Source organism: Pseudomonas sp. IB20 (genome assembly GCF_009707325.1).
Lineage (GTDB): Bacteria > Pseudomonadota > Gammaproteobacteria > Pseudomonadales > Pseudomonadaceae > Aquipseudomonas.
Genome location: NZ_CP046103.1, coordinates 583,892 through 603,754 on the forward strand (window position 1 = coordinate 583,892; position 19,863 = coordinate 603,754).

General features: G+C 60.1%; 20 protein-coding genes. 11 read left to right on the forward strand and 9 right to left on the reverse strand.

Translation table 11 applies throughout. The features are described 5' to 3' along the window. The first annotated feature begins 298 nt into the window (after positions 1–298). The 7 genes from GJU48_RS02575 (at position 299) to GJU48_RS02605 (ending at position 8,158) form a co-directional block, all read left to right on the forward strand. Positions 299–1,435: a branched-chain amino acid ABC transporter substrate-binding protein gene (locus tag GJU48_RS02575; protein WP_094949740.1), complete on the forward strand. Its 1,137-nt coding sequence runs from the start codon at positions 299–301 to the stop codon at positions 1,433–1,435. A gap of 222 nt (positions 1,436–1,657) precedes the next feature. Beyond that, the gene (locus tag GJU48_RS02580; protein ID WP_094949741.1) at positions 1,658–2,572 is read left to right on the forward strand and encodes an ABC transporter permease subunit; all 915 of its coding nucleotides are present in this window, start codon (positions 1,658–1,660) and stop codon (positions 2,570–2,572) included. Between the two features lie 2 nt (positions 2,573–2,574). Next, a complete protein-coding gene (livM, locus tag GJU48_RS02585) occupies positions 2,575–3,852 on the forward strand; it encodes a high-affinity branched-chain amino acid ABC transporter permease LivM (RefSeq protein WP_094949742.1) in 1,278 nt (425 codons plus the stop codon). After that, positions 3,849–4,724 carry an ABC transporter ATP-binding protein gene (locus tag GJU48_RS02590; protein WP_094949743.1) on the forward strand — a complete coding sequence of 292 codons (876 nt, stop codon included), beginning with the start codon at positions 3,849–3,851 and terminating at the stop codon, positions 4,722–4,724. Before livM ends, GJU48_RS02590 begins: the two co-directional genes overlap by 4 nt. Next, positions 4,721–5,437, forward strand: coding sequence for an ABC transporter ATP-binding protein (locus GJU48_RS02595; RefSeq protein ID WP_094949744.1), 717 nt, complete (start codon positions 4,721–4,723; stop codon positions 5,435–5,437). Before GJU48_RS02590 ends, GJU48_RS02595 begins: the two co-directional genes overlap by 4 nt. Before the next feature lie 865 nt (positions 5,438–6,302). After that, a complete protein-coding gene (locus GJU48_RS02600; RefSeq protein ID WP_094949745.1) occupies positions 6,303–7,070 on the forward strand; it encodes an SDR family oxidoreductase in 768 nt (255 codons plus the stop codon). A 182-nt stretch (positions 7,071–7,252) separates the two neighbouring features. Beyond that, the gene (locus tag GJU48_RS02605; RefSeq protein WP_094949746.1) at positions 7,253–8,158 is read left to right on the forward strand and encodes a cation diffusion facilitator family transporter; all 906 of its coding nucleotides are present in this window, start codon (positions 7,253–7,255) and stop codon (positions 8,156–8,158) included. A gap of 115 nt (positions 8,159–8,273) precedes the next feature. Here GJU48_RS02605 and GJU48_RS02610 read toward each other — a convergent pair whose 3' ends face one another. The 7 genes from GJU48_RS02610 to GJU48_RS02640 form a co-directional block, all read right to left on the reverse strand. Next, a complete protein-coding gene (locus tag GJU48_RS02610) occupies positions 8,274–9,398 on the reverse strand; it encodes an AGE family epimerase/isomerase (RefSeq protein ID WP_094949747.1) in 1,125 nt (374 codons plus the stop codon). Positions 9,399–9,557: 159 nt separating this feature from the next. Further along, entirely contained in the window at positions 9,558–10,130 is a 573-nt protein-coding gene (locus tag GJU48_RS02615; protein WP_094949748.1) for a HupE/UreJ family protein, read from the reverse strand. Positions 10,131–10,156: 26 nt separating this feature from the next. Further along, positions 10,157–10,771, reverse strand: coding sequence for an urease accessory protein UreG (ureG, locus tag GJU48_RS02620; RefSeq protein ID WP_017849719.1), 615 nt, complete (start codon positions 10,769–10,771; stop codon positions 10,157–10,159). Between the two features lie 23 nt (positions 10,772–10,794). After that, positions 10,795–11,469 carry an urease accessory protein UreF gene (locus tag GJU48_RS02625; protein ID WP_094949749.1) on the reverse strand — a complete coding sequence of 225 codons (675 nt, stop codon included), beginning with the start codon at positions 11,467–11,469 and terminating at the stop codon, positions 10,795–10,797. Then, positions 11,466–11,966, reverse strand: a complete 501-nt coding sequence (gene ureE / locus GJU48_RS02630; protein ID WP_094949750.1) for an urease accessory protein UreE — start codon at positions 11,964–11,966, stop codon at positions 11,466–11,468. The genes GJU48_RS02625 and ureE overlap by 4 nt, the downstream gene beginning before the upstream one ends. A gap of 290 nt (positions 11,967–12,256) precedes the next feature. Beyond that, a complete protein-coding gene (locus GJU48_RS02635; protein ID WP_053254084.1) occupies positions 12,257–12,889 on the reverse strand; it encodes a TetR family transcriptional regulator in 633 nt (210 codons plus the stop codon). A 152-nt stretch (positions 12,890–13,041) separates the two neighbouring features. After that, a complete protein-coding gene (locus GJU48_RS02640; RefSeq protein WP_094949752.1) occupies positions 13,042–13,413 on the reverse strand; it encodes a hypothetical protein in 372 nt (123 codons plus the stop codon). A 368-nt stretch (positions 13,414–13,781) separates the two neighbouring features. Between GJU48_RS02640 and GJU48_RS02645 the strand changes: the two genes are divergently transcribed. Further along, on the forward strand, positions 13,782–15,854 hold the full coding sequence (locus tag GJU48_RS02645; protein WP_094949753.1) for an AsmA family protein: 2,073 nt from the start codon (positions 13,782–13,784) through the stop codon (positions 15,852–15,854). A 128-nt stretch (positions 15,855–15,982) separates the two neighbouring features. Here the strand turns inward: GJU48_RS02645 and GJU48_RS02650 are convergent, their stop codons facing one another. Then, the gene (locus GJU48_RS02650) at positions 15,983–16,513 is read right to left on the reverse strand and encodes a ferritin-like domain-containing protein (protein WP_094949754.1); all 531 of its coding nucleotides are present in this window, start codon (positions 16,511–16,513) and stop codon (positions 15,983–15,985) included. A 166-nt stretch (positions 16,514–16,679) separates the two neighbouring features. Here GJU48_RS02650 and GJU48_RS02655 point away from each other — a divergent pair, with 166 nt between their 5' ends. Then, positions 16,680–17,570 (forward strand): esterase/lipase family protein, encoded by an 891-nt coding sequence (locus GJU48_RS02655; protein WP_094949757.1) that lies wholly within the window; start codon positions 16,680–16,682, stop codon positions 17,568–17,570. A 113-nt stretch (positions 17,571–17,683) separates the two neighbouring features. Here the strand turns inward: GJU48_RS02655 and GJU48_RS02660 are convergent, their stop codons facing one another. Beyond that, positions 17,684–18,571 (reverse strand): DMT family transporter, encoded by an 888-nt coding sequence (locus GJU48_RS02660; RefSeq protein ID WP_094949758.1) that lies wholly within the window; start codon positions 18,569–18,571, stop codon positions 17,684–17,686. A gap of 97 nt (positions 18,572–18,668) precedes the next feature. On the opposite strand from GJU48_RS02660, the gene GJU48_RS02665 reads away from it, so the two are divergent. Together GJU48_RS02665 and GJU48_RS02670 are read left to right on the forward strand one after the other, a co-directional pair. After that, positions 18,669–19,457 carry an AraC family transcriptional regulator gene (locus tag GJU48_RS02665; protein ID WP_094949759.1) on the forward strand — a complete coding sequence of 263 codons (789 nt, stop codon included), beginning with the start codon at positions 18,669–18,671 and terminating at the stop codon, positions 19,455–19,457. 71 nt (positions 19,458–19,528) lie between these two features. Next, entirely contained in the window at positions 19,529–19,828 is a 300-nt protein-coding gene (locus GJU48_RS02670) for a PsiF family protein (protein WP_094949760.1), read from the forward strand. The last annotated feature ends 35 nt before the right edge of the window (positions 19,829–19,863 follow it).

Consider the following 19,863-nt stretch of genomic DNA (forward strand, 5'->3'; position numbering starts at 1 on the left):
GCACATTGTTACAGGTGCAGGAACTGTCGTTTATCCGACTGGTTGCAGGTGCGACCTGCCAGGGTTGTACTTTTTAGGCCCGCTGGTTGCACCTTCCGATGCTAGACGGTTGCACGTCCTGGCAGAAGGAGGCGAAACGCCTGTAATAACAATGACACCGTGTCTTTTTGAAGAATAAAAAAGTAATGGCACGCGCCTTGCTCTGGGCTTTCCCTGAAAGTTTTGGTTGAAAGTCCGCAGTGAATTCGCTCTTTATTTATGAAGAATGCCAACAAACAAAAACCTCGGAGCACCACTCATGTCCCAGACGTTTTACAAGAAAGGCTTTCTGGCCCTCGCCGTTGCAGCGGCGCTGGGTGTTTCTGCGTTTGTTCAAGCTGATGTGAAGATTGGCGTAGCGGGGCCGATGACTGGCGCCAACGCAGCTTTCGGTGAGCAGTACATGAAGGGGGCCCAAGCGGCGGCCGACGTCATCAACAAAGCGGGTGGGCTTAACGGCGAACAGATCAAGCTGGTGGCCGGCGACGACGCCTGTGAGCCCAAGCAAGCTGTAGCGGTAGCCAACCGCCTGGCGGACCAAGACAAAGTGATCGGCGTGGTCGGGCACTTCTGCTCGTCCAACACCATCCCGGCCTCCGAGGTGTACGACGAAGCGGGGATCATCATGATCACCCCGGGCTCCACCAACCCTCAGGTGACCGAACGTGGCCTGGGCGCCGTGTTCCGTATGTGCGGGCGTGACGACCAGCAAGGTATCGTCGCCGGCGACTACATCGTCGACGTGCTCAAGGGCAAAAAAGTCGCGGTTATCAACGACAAAGACACCTACGGCAAGGGCCTGGCTGACGCCACCGCTCAGCAGTTGACTAAACGTGGCGTCAAGCCGGTGCTGGAAGAAGGCCTGACCCGCGGCGAGAAAGACTTCAGCGCCCTGGTCACCAAAATCCGCTCCACCGGTGCCGACGTCGTTTACTTCGGCGGGCTGCACCCGGAAGCCGGTCCACTGGTTCGCCAAATTCGTGAAGCCGGCCTCAAAGACGTCAAGTTCATGTCCGATGACGGCATTGTCACCGACGAATTGGTCGCCACCGCAGGCGGCGCGCAATACGTAGACGGCGTCTACATGACCTTCGGCGCCGACCCGCGCCTGCTGCCAGACAGCAAGACCGTGGTGGAAGAGTTCCGCAAAAATGGCACCGAGCCTGAAGGCTACACCCTGTACGCCTATGCCTCGATCCAGGCCCTGGCTGCCGGCTTCAACGGCGCCAAGTCCAACAAAGGTGAAGACGCTGCCAAGTGGCTCAAGGCTAACCCGGTAAAAACCGTAATGGGCGAAAAAGCCTGGGACGGCAAGGGCGACCTGAAAGTCTCTGACTACGTGGTTTACCAGTGGGATAAAGACGGTAAATACCACCAGCTGGAAAAGCAGAAGTAATCACGCGATCTACCCGGCACCCCTGAACCTTGTGGGCGCCGGGCTTGTGTGGGACCGCCCCAGTGGGCGCCGGGCTTGTGTGGGAGCCAGCTCCCACACAAGGCCAGCTCCCACAGGGAACTTGGTTGCCTGCCCCATCGTGACCGGCAACAGATCTGTCTTTTCCTCCAGAAGCGCCGCACACCCACGGGTGTGCAGGTGCTCACCGCGTGAGATTGCGTTATGGATGGTATTTTCCTGCAGCAACTGGTCAACGGTCTGACTCTCGGGTCGGTCTATGGCCTGATCGCCATCGGCTACACAATGGTCTATGGCATCATTGGCATGATCAACTTCGCCCACGGCGAGGTTTATATGATTTCCGCTTACCTCGCGGCGATCAGTCTGGCACTGCTGGCTTATTTCGGCATCGAATCCTTCCCGCTGCTCATTCTCGGCACCCTGATATTCACCGTGGTCGTCACCGGCGTTTACGGTTGGGTCATCGAGCGTGTCGCCTACAAACCGCTGCGCAACTCCACCCGACTGGCACCGCTGATCAGCGCCATCGGTATCTCCCTGATCCTGCAGAACTACGCGCAGATCGCCCAGGGTGCGAAACAACAAGGGATTCCTACCCTGCTGGCCGGCGCCTGGCGCGTCGATATCGGCAGCGGGTTCGTGCAGTTGACCTACACCAAGGTGTTCATCCTGGTGGCCGCGTTTCTCGGCATGGGGCTGCTGACCTACATCATCAAATACACCAAGCTGGGCCGCATGTGCCGTGCCACCCAGCAAGACCGCAAGATGGCGTCGATCCTGGGTATCAACACCGACCGGGTGATCTCCTACGTGTTCGTGATTGGTGCAGCCATGGCGGCCCTGGCCGGCGTGCTGATTACCCTGAACTACGGCACGTTCGACTTCTATGCCGGCTTCATCATCGGCATCAAGGCATTTACCGCAGCGGTACTCGGCGGCATCGGTTCCCTGCCTGGGGCCATGCTCGGCGGGATCATCCTGGGTATCTCCGAGTCGCTGTTCGCAGGGTTGATCAACTCTGACTACAAAGACGTGTTCAGTTTCTCTCTGCTGGTGGTGATTCTGATTTTCCGTCCTCAGGGCCTGCTTGGTCGTCCGCTCGTGGCGAAGGTGTAAACATGTCTGCTGCCAAATCTATCGATATCAAGAAAAGTGTGGTCGATACGGTCCTCGCCGGGCTGATTTCGTTGATCGTGTTCGGTCCGATCGTCGGCTTGGTACTCGACGGCTACAGCTTCAACCTGCAACCGGCGCGCGTGGCCATTCTGGTCGCCATCGTGATGGCCGGCCGTTTTGCCTTAAGCCTGTTCCTGCAAACCCCCAAGGGCGTGAAGATTCTGCAGGGGTTCGAGAGCAGCAGCTCCGGCGTGCACGTGCTGCCGCCGGACTACAAGTCGCGACTGCGCTGGATCATCCCGGCGCTGATCGTGATCGCCATCGTGTTCCCGATCTTCGCCAACAAGTACTTGCTCACCGTGGTCATCCTCGGGCTGATCTACGTGTTGCTCGGCCTGGGCCTGAACATCGTGGTCGGCTTGGCCGGCTTGCTCGACCTGGGTTACGTGGCGTTCTACGCCATCGGCGCCTACGGCTTGGCGTTGGGTTATCAATACCTGGGCCTGGGCTTCTGGAGCGTACTGCCACTGGCGGCCATCGCAGCGGCGTTAGCGGGGTGCATACTCGGCTTCCCGGTGCTACGAATGCACGGTGACTATTTGGCCATCGTGACCTTGGGCTTCGGTGAAATCATCCGGCTGGTGCTGAATAACTGGCTGTCGTTTACCGGTGGCCCGAACGGTATGCCGGTGCCTTCGCCGACGTTCCTGGGCCTTGAGTTCGGGCGTAAAGCCAAGGAGGGTGGGATTCCGTTCCACGAGTTCTTCGGCCTCGATTACAACCCCAACATCAAGTTCATGTTTATCTACATCGTGCTGTTCCTGGTGGTCCTGGCCGTGCTGTACATCAAGCATCGCCTGACCCGCATGCCGGTCGGCCGCGCCTGGGAAGCCTTGCGCGAAGATGAAATCGCCTGCCGTTCCATGGGCCTGAACCACGTACTGGTCAAGCTCTTGGCCTTCACCATCGGCGCGTCCACGGCGGGTCTTGCCGGGGTGTTTTTTGCCAGCTATCAAGGCTTCGTCAACCCGTCGTCGTTCACCTTCTTCGAGTCGGCGCTGATTCTGGCCATCGTGGTATTGGGCGGTATGGGCTCGACGGTCGGCGTGGTGATTGCGGCCTTCGTATTGACCGTGGCGCCGGAACTGCTGCGCAGCTTCTCCGAGTACCGCGTGCTGCTGTTTGGCGTATTGATGGTGGTGATGATGATCTGGCGGCCACGCGGCCTGATCCGGATCAGCCGTACCGGTGTGACACCACGTAAAGGAGTGGCGCCATGAGCAAAGAAGTCGTGCTCTCCGTCGAACATTTGATGATGCACTTCGGTGGCATCAAGGCCTTGAGCGATGTGAGCCTCAAGGTCGAACGCAACTCGATCTTCGCCTTGATCGGCCCCAACGGCGCCGGCAAGACCACGGTGTTCAACTGCCTCACCGGCTTCTACAAAGCCAGTGGCGGCAAGATCGAACTCAGCATACGCGGCAAGCAGACCAACGTGATTCAGTTGCTCGGCGAACGCTTCAAAGCTGTCGACTTCGTGTCGCCCAAAAGCTTCTTCAGCCGCGTGTACTACAAGATGTTCGGCGGCACCCACCTGGTGAACCGTGCAGGCTTGGCGCGGACCTTCCAGAACATTCGCCTGTTCAAGGAAATGTCGGTGCTGGAAAACCTGCTGGTGGCCCAGCACATGTGGGTCAACCGCAACATGCTCGCCGGTATCCTCAATACCAAGGGCTACCGCAAGGCCGAAAGCGATGCGCTCGACCACGCCTTCTACTGGTTGGAAGTGGTGGACCTGGTGGACTGCGCCAACCGCCTGGCCGGCGAGCTTTCCTACGGCCAGCAGCGCCGCCTGGAAATCGCCCGTGCCATGTGCACCCGGCCGCAGATCATCTGCCTGGACGAACCGGCAGCCGGCCTTAACCCGCAGGAAACCGAAGCGCTCAGCGCGATGATTCGCCTGCTGCGCGACGAACACGACCTCACGGTGGTGCTGATCGAACACGACATGGGCATGGTGATGAGTATTTCCGACCACATCGTGGTGCTCGACCACGGCAACGTGATCGCCGAAGGTGGCCCGGAAGCGATCCGCAACGACCCGAAAGTGATTGCCGCCTACCTGGGCGCAGACGAAGAGGAGCTGGTATGAGTGCACCTATCCTCGAAATGAAGGACCTGGACGTGTTTTACGGCCCGATCCAGGCCCTGAAAAAAGTCTCGCTGCACATCAACGAAGGCGAAACCGTCAGCCTGATCGGCTCCAACGGCGCGGGTAAATCCACGCTGCTGATGTCGATCTTCGGCCAGCCTCGGGCTGAGTCCGGGCAGATTCTCTATAACGGCGTCGACATTACCCACAAGTCGTCCCACTACATCGCCTCCAACGGCATTGCGCAGTCGCCGGAAGGGCGGCGGGTGTTCCCCGACATGACCGTCGAGGAAAACCTGTTGATGGGCACCATTCCGATTGGTGACAAATTCGCCCAGGAAGATATGCAGCGCATGTTCGAGCTGTTCCCTCGGCTCAAGGAACGGCGCACCCAGCGCGCCATGACCATGTCTGGCGGTGAGCAGCAAATGCTCGCCATCGCTCGCGCGCTGATGAGCCGGCCCAAGCTGTTGCTGCTGGACGAACCGAGCCTGGGCTTAGCGCCGATTGTGGTGAAGCAGATCTTCGCCACCCTGCGTGAACTGGCGGCCACTGGCATGACGATCTTCCTGGTGGAGCAGAACGCGAACCATGCGTTGCGCTTGTCTGACCGGGCTTACGTGATGGTTAACGGCGAGATTCGCCTGACGGGCACGGGTAAGGAGTTGCTGGTGAACGAGGAAGTGCGCAACGCCTACCTCGGCGGGCACTGATCTGAAGGCTTGATGCAATAACCCATGTGGGAACCGGCTGCCACATAAAGCCGGTTCCCACACTTGTTTTTAGGGGTGTCCACAGGCTCCCCGGCGAAGTGCGCAACGCCTACCTCGGCGGGCACTGATCTGAAGGCTTGATGCAATAACCCATGTGGGAACCGGCTGCCACATAAAGCCGGTTCCCACACTTGTTTTTAGGGGTGTCCACAGGCTCCCCGGCAAATTGTGGAAAACAAATCCAGCCGCCCTCCAAAGCGCGACATATAGCCGCCGCAAATCCCTGTTTTGTCACAGTTTTGACTTGTCCCCATTCGCTGTGGAACCGGCTGTGGGTAACGTGGGAGTAGCTGGCTGAAAGCCTTTAACCACGTGGCTTGTAGCGTTGTGGTTGTTTTATGATCAGCTGGTTTTTCGAGACCGATCAAGGGTTTTGTCAACCTGTTTAAAGACACAGGTATATGACCGATTTATGTTCCCCAGCCTGTGGATAAGTCTGTGACTAAACTCTGGAAAGACTGCCACAGAGGCCGGAATGACTGGCCTGGAGCCATCGCTCAGATTTTCCCTCTTTACAAGGGGCTACATACGCCCCGCCCAAGGTCAAGCAAAAAACTTTCTAAAACTGCCTACAGGCCTTGCACACAGCGGCTTTTGGCTTTTTACATTTGCCCCCAAAGACTGTGGGCGCAGCTGTGGATAACCTGCGCGCATATGGCTGCAGGCCACGGTGTATAAGGCTCTGCTCGGGGTGGTTAAAAAATGATCAGCTGTACATGAAGTTGTGTGCTTAGCGGTTGCCGCAATCGCGGCGTAAGGGCATTCTGCTGGCAACTTTTTTTCCGATGCCCGCAAGGAGAACACCATGTCCGACACGCTGTTTATTACTGGCGCAACCTCAGGTTTCGGCGAAGCCTGCGCCCGTCGTTTTGCCGACGCCGGTTGGAAACTGGTGCTTACCGGCCGGCGTGCCGAGCGTTTGAATGCCTTGGTCGAAGAGCTTTCCAAGCAGACCGAAGTACACGGCCTGGTTGTGGACGTGCGTGACCGCAAGGGCATGGAAGACGCCATCGCCAACCTGCCGCCTTCTTTTGCCAAATTGCGTGGCCTGATCAACAACGCCGGCCTGGCCGTGGGCACCGACCCTGCGCCTAAGTGCAGCCTCGACGATTGGGAAACCATGGTCGACACCAACATCAAAGGCCTGCTGACCACCACCAGCCTGCTGCTGCCGCGCCTGATTGCCCACGGCCGTGGCGCCGGGATCATCAACCTCGGTTCCATCGCTGGCAGCTACCCATACCCAGGCAGCCACGTGTATGGCGGCTCCAAGGCGTTCGTGAAGCAATTCTCGCTGAACCTGCGCTGCGACCTGCAAGGCACTGGCGTGCGCGTGACCAACATCGAGCCAGGCCTGTGCGAGAGCGAGTTTTCACTGGTGCGCTTCGGCGGTGACCAGGCGCGTTACGACGCGACCTACGCCGGTGCCGAGCCGATCCAGCCACAGGACATCGCCGACACCATCTTCTGGGTGCTCAACACGCCGGCGCACGTGAATATCAACCGGTTGGAGCTGATGCCGGTGAGCCAGACGTGGGCTGGGTTTGCGATTGAGCGTGGGGCTAAAGGTTAAGACCGAGTTGCGGCCATCGCGGGCAAGTCCGGCTCCCACATTTTGACCGTGTGAACCCGATCAAATGTGGGAGCTGGCTTGCCTGCGAAGGCGTCAAATCGGCCAAAACAAGACATAAGGTACACTCCACTCCGGAAAACCCCTCCGCGCTGTGCGGTTTAAAGGTTTTGACGGGAGGAAATGTGAGTAACCGAGGTGAGCAGGCACTGCTCAAACAATCGACCATCCTGATGTTCGCTGTAGCGATCGCCGGGATTGTCACGGGTATGATGTCTGGCGCCCAATCCATTCTATTCGACGGCTTTTTCTCGCTGATCGCCACCGCCATCAAGGTGTTGATGCTGATCACGGCCAAGCTGATCGCAAAGAAAAGCAACGAGCGCTTCCAGTTCGGCTACTGGCACTTGGAGCCGATGGTATTGCTGATCGAAGGCAGCTTTTTGCTGCTGATCGCCATCTACGCGTTTCTCAACGGCGTGTTCGGCATTATCAATGGCGGGCGCGAGATCGAGCTAGGGCTGGTGATCGTTTACGCGGCGGTGTTTACCGTCGTCGAATTCGGCTACTTCTTCTACGTGCGCTACCGCAATCGCAAACTGAAATCCTCGCTGATCCAGTTCGACAACATCAGCTGGCTGGTGGACGCGATGCTCTCGGTGGGCTTGCTGATCAGCTTTCTTGCCGCGCTGTTGCTCAAGTCTCAAGGCTATGGCGAGTGGGCGGTGTATGTCGACCCACTGATTCTGATCCTGTTGGCCCTGAGCATGCTGGCGCCGGCGTTCAAGATCCTGCGCCCGGCGTTGCGCGAAGTGCTGGGGATTGCCCCGGACCACTTGGACGACAAGGTGCGCGAAGTGATGGACGCGGCCCAGGCCAAGCATGGTTTCGACGACTACGTGTCCTACGTGCAAAAGCACGGGCGGGCGCGGTTTATCGAGATTCATGTGGTGTTGCCGACGGATTACCCGGTGGGCAGCGTCGCAACCCTTGATGGGTTGCGCGAAGAGATATCCACAGGGCTCGGTACGCCGGATGCGGCGCGCTGGCTGACGATCAGTTTTACAGGGGATCGCAAGTGGATTGCGTGATGGTCAGTTAGACCGAGGTGAGGCTATCGCAGGCAAGCCAGCTCCCACAGTTAACCGCATTCCAACGGTTGGACGCGGTCAAGTGTGGGGGCGGGCTTGTCGACAGGTCGCACCGCTACGATAGGGCCTTTGAGGTCAGCCCCTGATAGCAGGTCGCCAAGTGATACGGCGTAGTAGACGGCATATCCCGTCGGCTCACGGCGCCCTTGGCATCCAGGCACTCATGCCAACCCTTTTCATGCAGGAAGTGCTGTTGCAGCGCCAGCAATTGGCGTTGCAGCACCGCCTCACTCTCAGGCCGTAAGGTCAGTGCCCGCAGGTATTCCGCCTGGGCCCAGATCCGTTGAGTGCCATCACGCACCGTGCCGTCCAGGGCAAGCATGCCGCTGACCGCGCCGCTCAATTTATCCACACCCTTAAGCTCGGCGTAGGCAAATGCCCGCGTCAACGAGGCATGCAGCGGCGTGCCGCGCAGTACGTCTGAAGACTCGAGCAAAAAGAACCATTCGAACTGGTGGCCCGGCTCAAACCAGTTATCCACAGCGCCCAGCGGCTTTTCCATCATCACGCCGTGCTGGCGGTCGATGAAGCGCTTCTGCATGGCGGTGGCGAGGTCCAGCAGCGCATCTTGCGTGACGGCGTCTTCACGCACTGCCAGCGTGGCGAGAAAGCCTTCGGCCAGGTGCATCAGCGGGTTTTGCAGCGGGCCGGACTTGAGGGACGACCAATTGCGTTCCAACACCGCTTCGTACAGGCCGTCGCCGGTGGCGAAGCGTTCGGCGACCACTTCCAGGGCTGCGTCGAGCACCGACTCCACCAATGGCTCACGCACTTTGGCCCAGTAATGGGCGCAGGCGAAGATGATGAAGGCGTGGGTGTAGAGGTCTTTGCGCTTATCCAGCGGCTTGCCGTGGGCGTCGATGCTGTAGAACCAACCACCGTGCTCGGCGTCGTGGAAGTGCCGCTGCAGGGAACGGAACAGCGCCGCCGCGCGCTCTTCGACAAAGGTTGCACCGGGCTCGCCGATCAGGCTGGCGAACAGGTACAACTGCCGGGCACAGGCCATCGCGCGGTAGCGTTGCGGGGGCAATGGCTGGTGATCGGCGTCCAGCGCCTCATAGGGCAACGCCAACTCGGCATTCCAGCCCGGGCCCTGCCAGAGCGGCACGATCAGGTCATGGAAGTGCGTGAGCACGGCGTTCAACGAAGGCTGGGAGGCGGAACTTGGAGCGATGGGCATCGGCTGGCGTCGTCACGGCAGGGGTGTAGGCGCGCATGGTAGCAGGCTGATCGTTCCCACGCTCTGCGTGGGAATGCATTTTGTGACGCTCTGCGTCGTGCTTTGGGACGCGGAGCGTCCTGGGCGGCGTTCCCACGCAGAGCGTGGGAACGATCAAGGTTAGCCCGCCAACAACCAAACCCCAGTCGCCGCCGAAGCCGCTCCAGCCACCCGCACCAGCGGCGCTGCGGCCGCCGGCAGGAAGCGCACTACGGCATAACCCGCCGCATGCAGAACCGCCGTCGCGCCCACAAACCCAGCCGCATACGCCCACGGGCTGGACATGTCCGGCAGTTCCAGGCCATGCGCCACGCCATGGAACAACGCAAACAGCGCTGTAGCACCCACCGCCACAAACAGCGGCGGCCGCACCGCCAGCGCCACTGCCAGGCCCAGCGCCAGCACCGAGGCAGCAATCCCGCTCTCCAGCGCCGGCAATTGCAGGCCTTCAAAGCCCAGCAGGCCGCCAATCAGCATGGTGCCGACAAAGGTGCAAGGCAGGGCCCAGCGCGCGTTGCCTTTTTGCTGCGCCGCCCACAGGCCGACCGCGACCATAGCCAGTAAGTGATCAATACCGCCCAACGGGTGGCTGATGCCGGCGACCAAACCATTATCACCATGCCCGGGGTGAGCGAAGGCGAGGGCTGGGGCGAGCAGCAGCGCAGCGGTTGCGAGAAATTTGTTGAGACTCATGAACAGGCTCCTTTTTTAGGGTGGGATCAGGCAGCAGTCAGCAGGCCCTGACGTTCGATAAAGGCGACGATTTCATCCAGGCCGACGCCAGTTTTCTGGTTGCTGAACACAAAGGGTTTGCCGTTGCGCATGCGCTGGGTGTCGCTGTTCATCAGCTCAAGCGAGGCGCCTACCAACGGCGCGAGGTCGATCTTGTTGATCACCAGCAAATCGGATTTGCAAATACCGGGCCCGCCTTTGCGTGGCAGCTTGTCGCCGGCCGATACATCGATCACATAGATGGTCAGGTCTGACAGCTCCGGGCTGAACGTCGCCGACAGGTTGTCGCCGCCGGACTCCACCAGGATCAGGTCCAGGCCGGGGAAGCGGCGGTTGAGTTGGTCCACCGCCTCGAGGTTAATCGAGGCATCTTCGCGGATCGCCGTGTGCGGGCAGCCGCCGGTTTCCACGCCGATGATGCGTTCGGGCGCCAGGGCTTGGTTGCGCACCAGAAAGTCGGCGTCTTCGCGGGTGTAGATGTCGTTGGTCACCACGGCCAAGTTGTAGCGATCGCGCAAGGCCAGGCACAGCGCCAAGGTCAGGGCCGTCTTGCCGGAGCCCACCGGGCCGCCGATGCCGACACGCAAAGGTTGTGTGTTCATGTGCTTCTCCAAAATTTAAGGCCCTAGCTACGAAACAAGCGGCTGTACTGGCGCTCATGGGCCATGCACGCCAGGGACAGGCCGAACGCGGCGCTGCCGAAATGGTTGGGGTCGATGCGGCCGGCGTCTTGCTGGGCTTGTTGCAACAGCGGCAGCAGTTCGCTGGTCAGGCGCTGGGCGGCCTGCTGGCCCAACGGCAACGTCTTCATCAATACGGCGAGTTGGTTTTCCAGCCAGCTCCACAGCCAAGCGGCGAGGGCGTCATCCGGGCTGATGTGCCAGGCGCGCGCCGCCAGGGCCCAGCCCAGGGCCAGGTGCGGTTCGGCGCATTGCTGCACAAATGTACGCGCGGCGTCGTCCAGTTCCGGCAAGCCATTGAGCAGTTGTTGCAGGGAGTAGCCCATTTGCCGGCTCTCCTGATACAGCTCGCGGGTCTCGCGGCTGGCGCGATGTTCTTCGCACAATTGCGCCAGATGCGGCCAGTCTTCATCCGCCGCCGCGCGGCAATGGGCGAGCAGCAATGGCGCTTCGAAACGCGCAAGGTTGAGCAGCAACTGGTCGCTGACCCAGCGTCGCGCACTGGCGGCATCCTTGACGCGGCCATTGTCCACGGCCATTTCCAGGCCTTGGGAATAGCTGTAGCCGCCAATCGGCAATTGCGGACTGGCCAGGCGCAACAGCGCCCAGGCTGGGTTCATAGACGTACGCCGAACTGGTGCAGCTTGGGCGGGTAGTTGAAGTCTTCATCGCCGTGGCGGGAATGGTGATGACCACCGCCATAGGCGCCGTGTTCCGGCTGGAACGGCGCTTCGAGGGTTTCTGTGTGAGCCCCTAGCTGTTCGAGCATGGCCTTGAGCACATAGTCATCAAGCAGGCGCAGCCAGCCGTCGCCGACTTGCAGGGCGACATGGCGGTTGCCGAGGTGATAAGCCGCGCGGGTCAGTTCAAACGCGTTGCTGCAGGTGACGTGTAGCAGGTGTTCAGGGCGGGCAACGACGCGTACGACACGTCCGTCTTCAGCCTGTAGGCATTCGCCATCGTGCAACGGCGGCTGGCCGCGCTCCAGAAACAGGCCGACGTCTTCACCGTCGGCACTGAAACAGCGCAGGCGGCTTTTGCTGCGTGCTTCGAAGTTCAGCAGCAGTTCAGCGGCCCAGAGGGCTTGGGGGGCGATTCGGCGGTGGATCACCAGCATCAGGAGGCTTCCAGCTATGAGCGATAAAAGAGCTAGAGCAAGGGGCTTGCCAACCGCACGTGCGAATGGGAAAACCCTGTAGGCAAGCATGGGCATGCCACCGAATAGGGCGTCAGTTGATTCCTACGGCGCATCCAAATGGTGCGTGATTGAATTTATAGCACCGGATGTGGGCGTTTTGCGTTGAGTTCTACTGAGTGCAGCATGAAATTTCTTTCATCTGATTCGCACTGATTCTGGAAAAAAAACTACACCAGCGCCAAACGCTTCCACCCGTAGGGCTGATCGGCTTACTCGGTGCTGCCCAGGCCTTGCCAGTGCTTGAGGCCGATAAAGATAAAGCGCAGTTGCTGGGTGATTTTCGCCTGAGGCGTGAGATGGGCAGGCAGGGCCTGGGCCGGCGGGTCAATGATGTCGGGCAGGGTGGCGAACACGCTCTTGACGATCAGGTCTGCCATTACGTGCAAGCCTTCGGCATCCAGGTGCTGGAGCTTGGGCATCAGTGTGAGGTCGGCCGCCAAGTCGCTGGTGATGTCTTCGCGCAAGGCGCCGATGGCTTGGCGCACAGCCAGGCAGCCACCGTATTGTTCGCGGGCCAGGAACAGGAACTGCGAGCGGTTGGCCGAGACCACATCCAGAAAGATCCGTACGGACGCATCAATGATGCCGCCCATCACGAACTCGTTGTGGCGCACCAGGCGAATCGTGGCGCGGAAGGTCTGGCCGACTTCACTGACCAATACCAACCCCAACTGGTCCATGTCGTCAAAATGACGATAGAACCCGGTCGGCACGATCCCGGCGGTCTTGGCCACTTCGCGCAGGCTCAGGCTGCCGAACCCACGGCCACACTCCATCAGATGGCGGGCTGCGTCCATCAGGGCGAGGCGGGTCTGTTGCTTCTGTTCGGCGCGGGGCAGCATCGGCGGGCGGGCTTAGTCGGCAAGTACAGCGACGCACTCTAGCAAAACCGCTTCGCTGGCGTCGAACTTGGTGGTGTGGGGTGTGACGTAGTTTCTATAAAAAAGCAAAAGCCCGATCGGTCGATCGGGCTTTTTTCTGGGCCACCACGGGCTTAGCTCTGAGCTTGATGCAGTTCTTGCAGGCGATCAGCACCACCTTCGGCAATACCTTGGGTGTATGCGCGGTCGTTGGCTTGTTCAGCGCCGCCTTCTACCAGACCTTTCTGTTCCAGGCGATCACGGCCACCTTCAGCAACGCCTTCGGTGTAGGCACGTTTGTTGGCGTGTTCCGAACCGTTTTCTGCAACAGCGCCTTTGGCGTAGTCACGGTTTTCATCTTCTTGCGAACCGCTGCGAGCCACGGTTTGGCTGGATTGCACGGCTTGAGCTTTGTTCTGTGGGGTAGCTTGTTCAGCGGCTGGCAGGGCAAAAGCACTGGAAGCCAGGACAGACAGCAGAACGGTAGCGAGTATTTGGCGTTTCATGAGGGTTGCTCCTTGGGAGGGCGATAAAGTGGGTACAGGGCTAATGCTACTCTCGATAAGTCGATATAAAAGTTCATAAACGCAATGGTAATAATCAACAGAATTGATTGTTCCCTGCGGAGGCTCTAGACCGAGCCTCTCAAGCCCGCGGTTTTGCACCATGGTGGGTATTTTCGACCCGTTCATGGGTAACACTGGTGCATTGTTGATGGTTTGGTCGACTTGAGCTGTAGGAGAAGTCGCTTTTTTTGCTGGGAATTCGTACTCGGGCTAAACCCCCAGACCATTTGTCAGTCGTAGCTCTATAAGCTGTAGTCAAAAGGCGCGCGGCAACGCGCGCCCTCAGTCGTAACCAGGAGTCCTGTGCAATGACGCGCACTCGTAAAATTGTCGTTTGGAGCTGCGCCAGCTTCGTTCTGTTAATCGCCGTGGTGGTCTTGGTGCTGGTGTTCTTTGACTGGAACCGCATCAAACCGCCGCTTAATGCCAAGGTCTCCGAGGAGCTGCATCGCCCCTTTGCCATCAATGGCAACCTGGCGGTGGTGTGGGCGCGTGAGCCGGATGAAGGTGGCTGGCGTGCCTGGGTGCCGTGGCCGCATGTGATTGCCGAAGACCTGACGCTGGGCAACCCCGACTGGTCGAAAAAGCCGCAAATGGTCACCCTCAAGCGCGTGGAGTTGCGCATCTCGCCCCTGGCGTTGCTGGTGCAGCGCGTGGTGATTCCGCGTATCGACCTCACCGAACCCAGCGCCGACCTGCAGCGCCTGGCCGACGGCCGCGCCAACTGGACCTTCAAGTTCGACCCCAAGGACCCCAACGCCGAGCCTTCCAGCTGGGTGGTGGACATCGGCGCCATCGGCTTCGACAAAGGCCACGTGACCCTCGACGACCAGACCCTCAAGACCCAGCTCGACGTGATCATCGACCCGCTGGGCAAGCCGATTCCCTTCGGCGAAATCGTCGGTGACGCCGATGCCAAAAAGGCCTTGGAAAAAGGCTCAGCGCCCCAGGACTACGCGTTCGGCCTCAAGGTCAAAGGCCAATACCACGGCCAGAAACTCGACGGCACCGGCAAGATCGGCGGGCTGCTCGCCTTGCAGGACGCGGCCAAGCCGTTCCCGCTGCAAGCCCAGGTGAAAATCGCTGACACCCGCATCGCGCTGGCCGGCACTCTGACCGACCCGCTGAACCTCGGCGCCCTGGACCTGCGCTTGAAACTCGCCGGCAGCAGCCTGGGCAACCTGTACCCGCTGACCGGCGTCACCTTGCCGGACTCGCCGGCCTATTCCACTGACGGCCACCTGATCGCCAAACTGCATGAAGCCAGCGGCGCCTCATTCCGCTACGAGAACTTCAACGGCAAGATCGGCGACAGCGACATCCACGGCAACCTGGCCTATGTCGCCAGCCAGCCACGGCCCAAACTCAGCGGCGCGCTGGTGTCCAACCAACTGCTGATGACCGACCTGGCACCGTTGATCGGTGCCGATTCCAACGCCAAGCAAAAAGCCCGTGGCGGTGAAAGCAAGCAACCAGCGACCAAAGTGCTGCCAGTGGAAGAATTCCGCACCGCGCGCTGGCGCGAGATGGACGCCGATGTGGAATTCACCGGCAAACGCATCGTGCACAGTGCCGATCTGCCTTTCACCGACCTCTATACCCACTTGGTGCTCAATGATGGCGAACTGAGCCTGGAGCCCCTGCGTTTCGGCGTGGCCGGCGGCAAGCTGGATGCGCAAATTCGCCTGAATGGCCGCACTGTACCCATGGAAGGTCGCGCCAAACTCACTGCGCGCAACTTCAAGCTCAAGCAGCTGTTCCCGACCTTCGAACCGATGAAAACCAGCTTTGGTGAACTCAACGGTGACGCGGATATTTCCGGGCGCGGTAACTCCGTGGCGGCGCTGCTGGGCAGCTCTAACGGCGATCTGAAGATGCTCATCAACGACGGCGCCATCAGCCGAGGCCTGATGGAAATTGCCGGGCTTAACGTGGGCAACTACGTAGTAGGCCGCCTGTTCGGCGACAAGGAAGTGAAGATCAACTGCGCGGCGGCGGACTTCGGCATCAAGACTGGCCTTGCGACCACTCGCCTGTTTGTGTTCGATACCGAGAACGCGATCATCTATATCGATGGCACCGCGAACATGGCGACCGAACAGTTGGACCTCACCATCACGCCGGAGTCGAAGGGCTTCCGCCTGTTCTCTCTGCGTTCGCCGCTGTACGTGAATGGGCCGTTTATCAAGCCGAATGCGGGTGTGAAGGCGGTGCCGCTGATGCTGCGTGGCGCCGGGATGGTTGCGCTGGGTGTCATCGCCGGCCCGGCGGCGGGGCTGCTGGCCTTGGTAGCACCTAGCGGTGATGAGCCGAACCAATGTGCACCGTTGCTGCAGCAGATGAGGGAAGGCAAAGCGCCAAAGACCGTGAAAAGTAACTGACGAAACCGCAAACCAAATGTGGGAGCTGGCTTGCCTGCGATAGCGGTGTAACAGTCGACAGATGCACTGACTGTTCGATAGCTATCGCGGGCAAGCCCGCTCCCACAGGGGTTCAGCGGTGTGGCGGGTTATAGGTCCTGCAGAATATCCGCCATGTCATCGGCGTGTTCTTCTTCCTGGGCCAGGATGTCTTCGAAGATGCGACGGGTGGTCGGGTCTTTGTCGCCGATGTACTGGATGATCTCGCGGTAGCTGTCCACCGCAATCCGTTCGGCCACCAGGTCTTCGTAGACCATTTCCTTCAGCGAGTTGCCGGCCACGTATTGGGCGTGGGAGTTCTTCGACAGCAGGTCAGGGTTGAACTCCGGCTCGCCGCCCAGTTGCACGATGCGCTCGGCCAGTTTGTCGGCGTGCTCAGCTTCCTGGGTCGCGTGCTCGAGGAATTCATCGGCGGCGACGCTGGCTTTCAGGCCGGTGGCCATGAAGTAGTGACGTTTGTAGCGCAACACGCAGACCAACTCAGTGGCCAGGGACGCGTTGAGCAGTCGGATGATTTCTTCGCGGTCGGCGTTGTAGCCTTCGGTTACGGCGCCGTTTTCGACGTTCTGGCGGGCGCGGCTGCGTAAGGTCGCAACGTCAGTCAAATGTGCTTCAGTCATCTCAATCTCCTGGTGCTAATCCGGTTTTACGCCACGCTCTGCCGGCGTGATCGCTATAAGTTGTGAGTCCCGCGCGACGCAAAAAGTTTTATCGGATTTCACAACGCATGGCCGGACAGCCCGCTTAGGATGGCGTTATCGCTTGCCTGATCAGGATGCCCGCTGCATGCCCGAGTCTCTCGCCACGCGTTATCCCCTGGTGCTGGTGCCCGGCATGCTCGGCTTCGTGCGTCTGGGGTTGTTTCCCTACTGGTACGGCATCGTCCCGGCGCTGCGCAAGGGTGGGGCGCAGGTGTTTCCCGTGCAAGTGGCGCCGCTGGATTCCAGTGAGGTGCGCGGTGAGCAGTTGTTGGTGCAGATCGAGCGGATTCGCCGCGAGACCGGCGCCGACAAGGTCAACCTGATCGGCCATAGCCAGGGCTCGCTGACGGCGCGGTATGCCGCGGCCAAGCGCCCGGAATGGGTGGCATCGGTAACGTCGGTGGCCGGGCCTAATCACGGTTCGGAATTGGCGGATTATTTCCATGCCCATTACCCCCCGGACAGTTGGAAAGGCCGGCTCGTGAGCACGCTGTTTCATCTGGTCGCCTGGGTGATGGGCCTGCTGGAAACCGGCTATCGCGGGCCGCGCTTCAAGACCGATTTGCACGCCTCGCATCAGTCCTTGACCACTGCAGGCGTGGCCCTGTTCAACCGCCAGTATCCGCAGGGTTTGCCGCAAACCTGGGGCGGGCAGGGTGCTGAGGTCGTCAACGGCGTGCGTTATTACTCGTGGTCCGGCACCTTGCAGCCGGGCAAGACTGATCGTGGGCGCAACCTGCTGGACGGCACGAACCGCAGCTGCCGGTTGTTCGCGCGCAGTTTTGTGCGGGAGAAGGGCCAGTGTGACGGCATGGTCGGGCGCTATAGCTCACACCTGGGGTTGGTGATTGGCGATGACTACGCTTTGGATCACTTCGATATCGTCAACCAATCCTTCGGGCTGGTGGGCAAGGGCGCGGAGCCGATTCGGTTGTTTGTTGAGCATGCGCAAAGGCTGAAGGTTGCGGGGGTTTAGCAGGTTCACCGCGTTATCGTTCTTCGCGAGCAAGCCCGCTCCCACATTCGACCGAGTTTCACATTTGGAATGTGATCGAATGTGGGAGCGGGCTTGCTCGCGAAGGCTATTTATCAGGCAACACTGACCTGACGACGAACCGGCGTCGTCCAACGCTCCGACAAAATCACCCCGCCCAACGTCAGCAAACCACCCACCAAGTGGTACATCGCCAACTCCTCCTTCAACACCACCGCCGCAATCAACGCGGTAATCAACGGCAGCAGGTTGAAAAACAGCGTGGTTCGGCTTGGCCCCAGGGTTTTCACCGAGTGCATCCACGCCAGTGGCGCGACCATCGACGCCAGCAAGCACGCGTACAACACCAGCGGAATGTTCGCCCAGCCCAGGCCCGCCTTGGTCGAGAACAGGAACAGCGGAAACAGCACCACCACCGCCACCAGCACTTGCAGGTACAGCAGCACCAACGGCGGCAGGCGCAGCTGCCATTTTTTCAGCAAGGTGCTGTAGACCGCGTAGGCCAGGGTGGCAATCAGCATCATGGCGTCGCCCAGGTTGAGCCCGTGTTGCAGCAACGCGCCCAGGCTGCCGGCCGAGACCACCACCACCACGCCTGCGAACGACAGCACCGCGCCGGTCAGTGCGCCAAAGGTCAGGCGTTGGCCGAGGCTGATGATGGCGGCGGTCAATGACATCAACGGCATCAGCGAGAGGATGATGCCCATATTGGTGGCGCTGGTCAGGGTCGCGGCGTAGTAGGCCAGGCTCTGATACACCGCCATGCCGAGCACGCCGAGGATGAAGATCTTGCCCAGGTTCGGGCGGATCAGCGCCCAGTTGGCGATCACCGGCTTGAGCATGAACGGAGTGAACAGCAGCGCCGCCAGCAACCAGCGGTAAAAGCCGATTTCTGCGGGGAAGATAGTGCCCACGGCCAGTTTGTTGACCACGGTGTTACCGGCCCAGATAAAGATAGCCAGCAGGGGGTACGCGTATTGCATCGAAAGAAACCAGGTGTGTTGATGAGGCAGGATTATCCCCTGTCTGGATCGAAGCCTATACTGCGATCCAGACAAATGACCTTTGTATCCAGACAATATGGCCAGACATACCGTACGCCTCGCGGATTTCCACAGCCTGCCGAGCCCGGTCTACTTCCGTTACTCCGAATTTGCCCCGGACACCGAGTGCACACCGCACCGGCATTTGTGGGGTTCGCTGGACTACTCAGCCAACGGCGTGATGCGCATGGAAGTGGCCGGCAGCCGCTTTATGTCGCCGCCGCAGTATGCGGTATGGATCCCGCCCAATACCGAACACAGCTCCTACAATGCCCAGGCGATTGTCTACCGCTCGGTGGGCCTGGCCCCGGCACTCTGCGAGCAATTGCCCAAGGCGCCCTGCACCTTGGCGATCAGTGAAATCCTCAAGGCCATTCTCAGTGATTTTGCCCAGCGTGACGTCAACATCCCGCAGACCGAGGCCGACATCCGCCTGGCTCAAGTGTTGGTGGATCAACTCAAGCAAGCGCCGATTCACGATTGCTTCCTGCCTTACGCGCGCCACCCCGGCTTGCTGGGTGTGCTCGAAGGCATGCAGGCCGAGCCCGGCGACAACCGCCCGCTGGCGCAATGGGCGCAGCAGGTGCATGTGAGTGAACGGACATTGGCGCGCCAGTTTGTGCGAGAGCTGGGCATGAGCTTCGGCGAATGGCGCCAGCGTCTGCGTTACCTGGCGGCCATCGAAGCCCTCGACAGCGACCACAGCGTGCAACACGTGGCGTTTGACCTGGGCTACAGCACCGCCTCGGCCTTCATCGCCATGTTCCAGCGCCACGCCGGCTGCACCCCGGAGCAGTATCGTCGAACAAATATACGTAGCCGGTGAAGATGTAACAGGCTTTGACTACACTGCTGCGTAGGCCGTGCCCCCCGGCACGGTAACAGGGAGAAAACTCCATGAAGATGCTGCGTATTCCGTTGTTGATGATGGGCCTGCTGCTGTGTTCCCAAGGCTTTGCCGCTACCGCCCAGCAAAATAAAATGACCACCTGCAATGCTGACGCCACCACCAAGACGCTTAAAGGCGATGATCGCAAGGCCTTTATGAAGACCTGTTTGTCGGCGCCAGCCGCCAACGACGCCAAGACCCTGACCCCACAGCAGCAGAAGATGAAAGACTGCAACGCCACAGCGAAAACCAAGGCGTTGACCGGCGATGCGCGTAAGACCTTTATGAGCACTTGCCTCAAAGGCTGATCACGATTTCGCCAACGCTGGAGCTCAATGTGGGA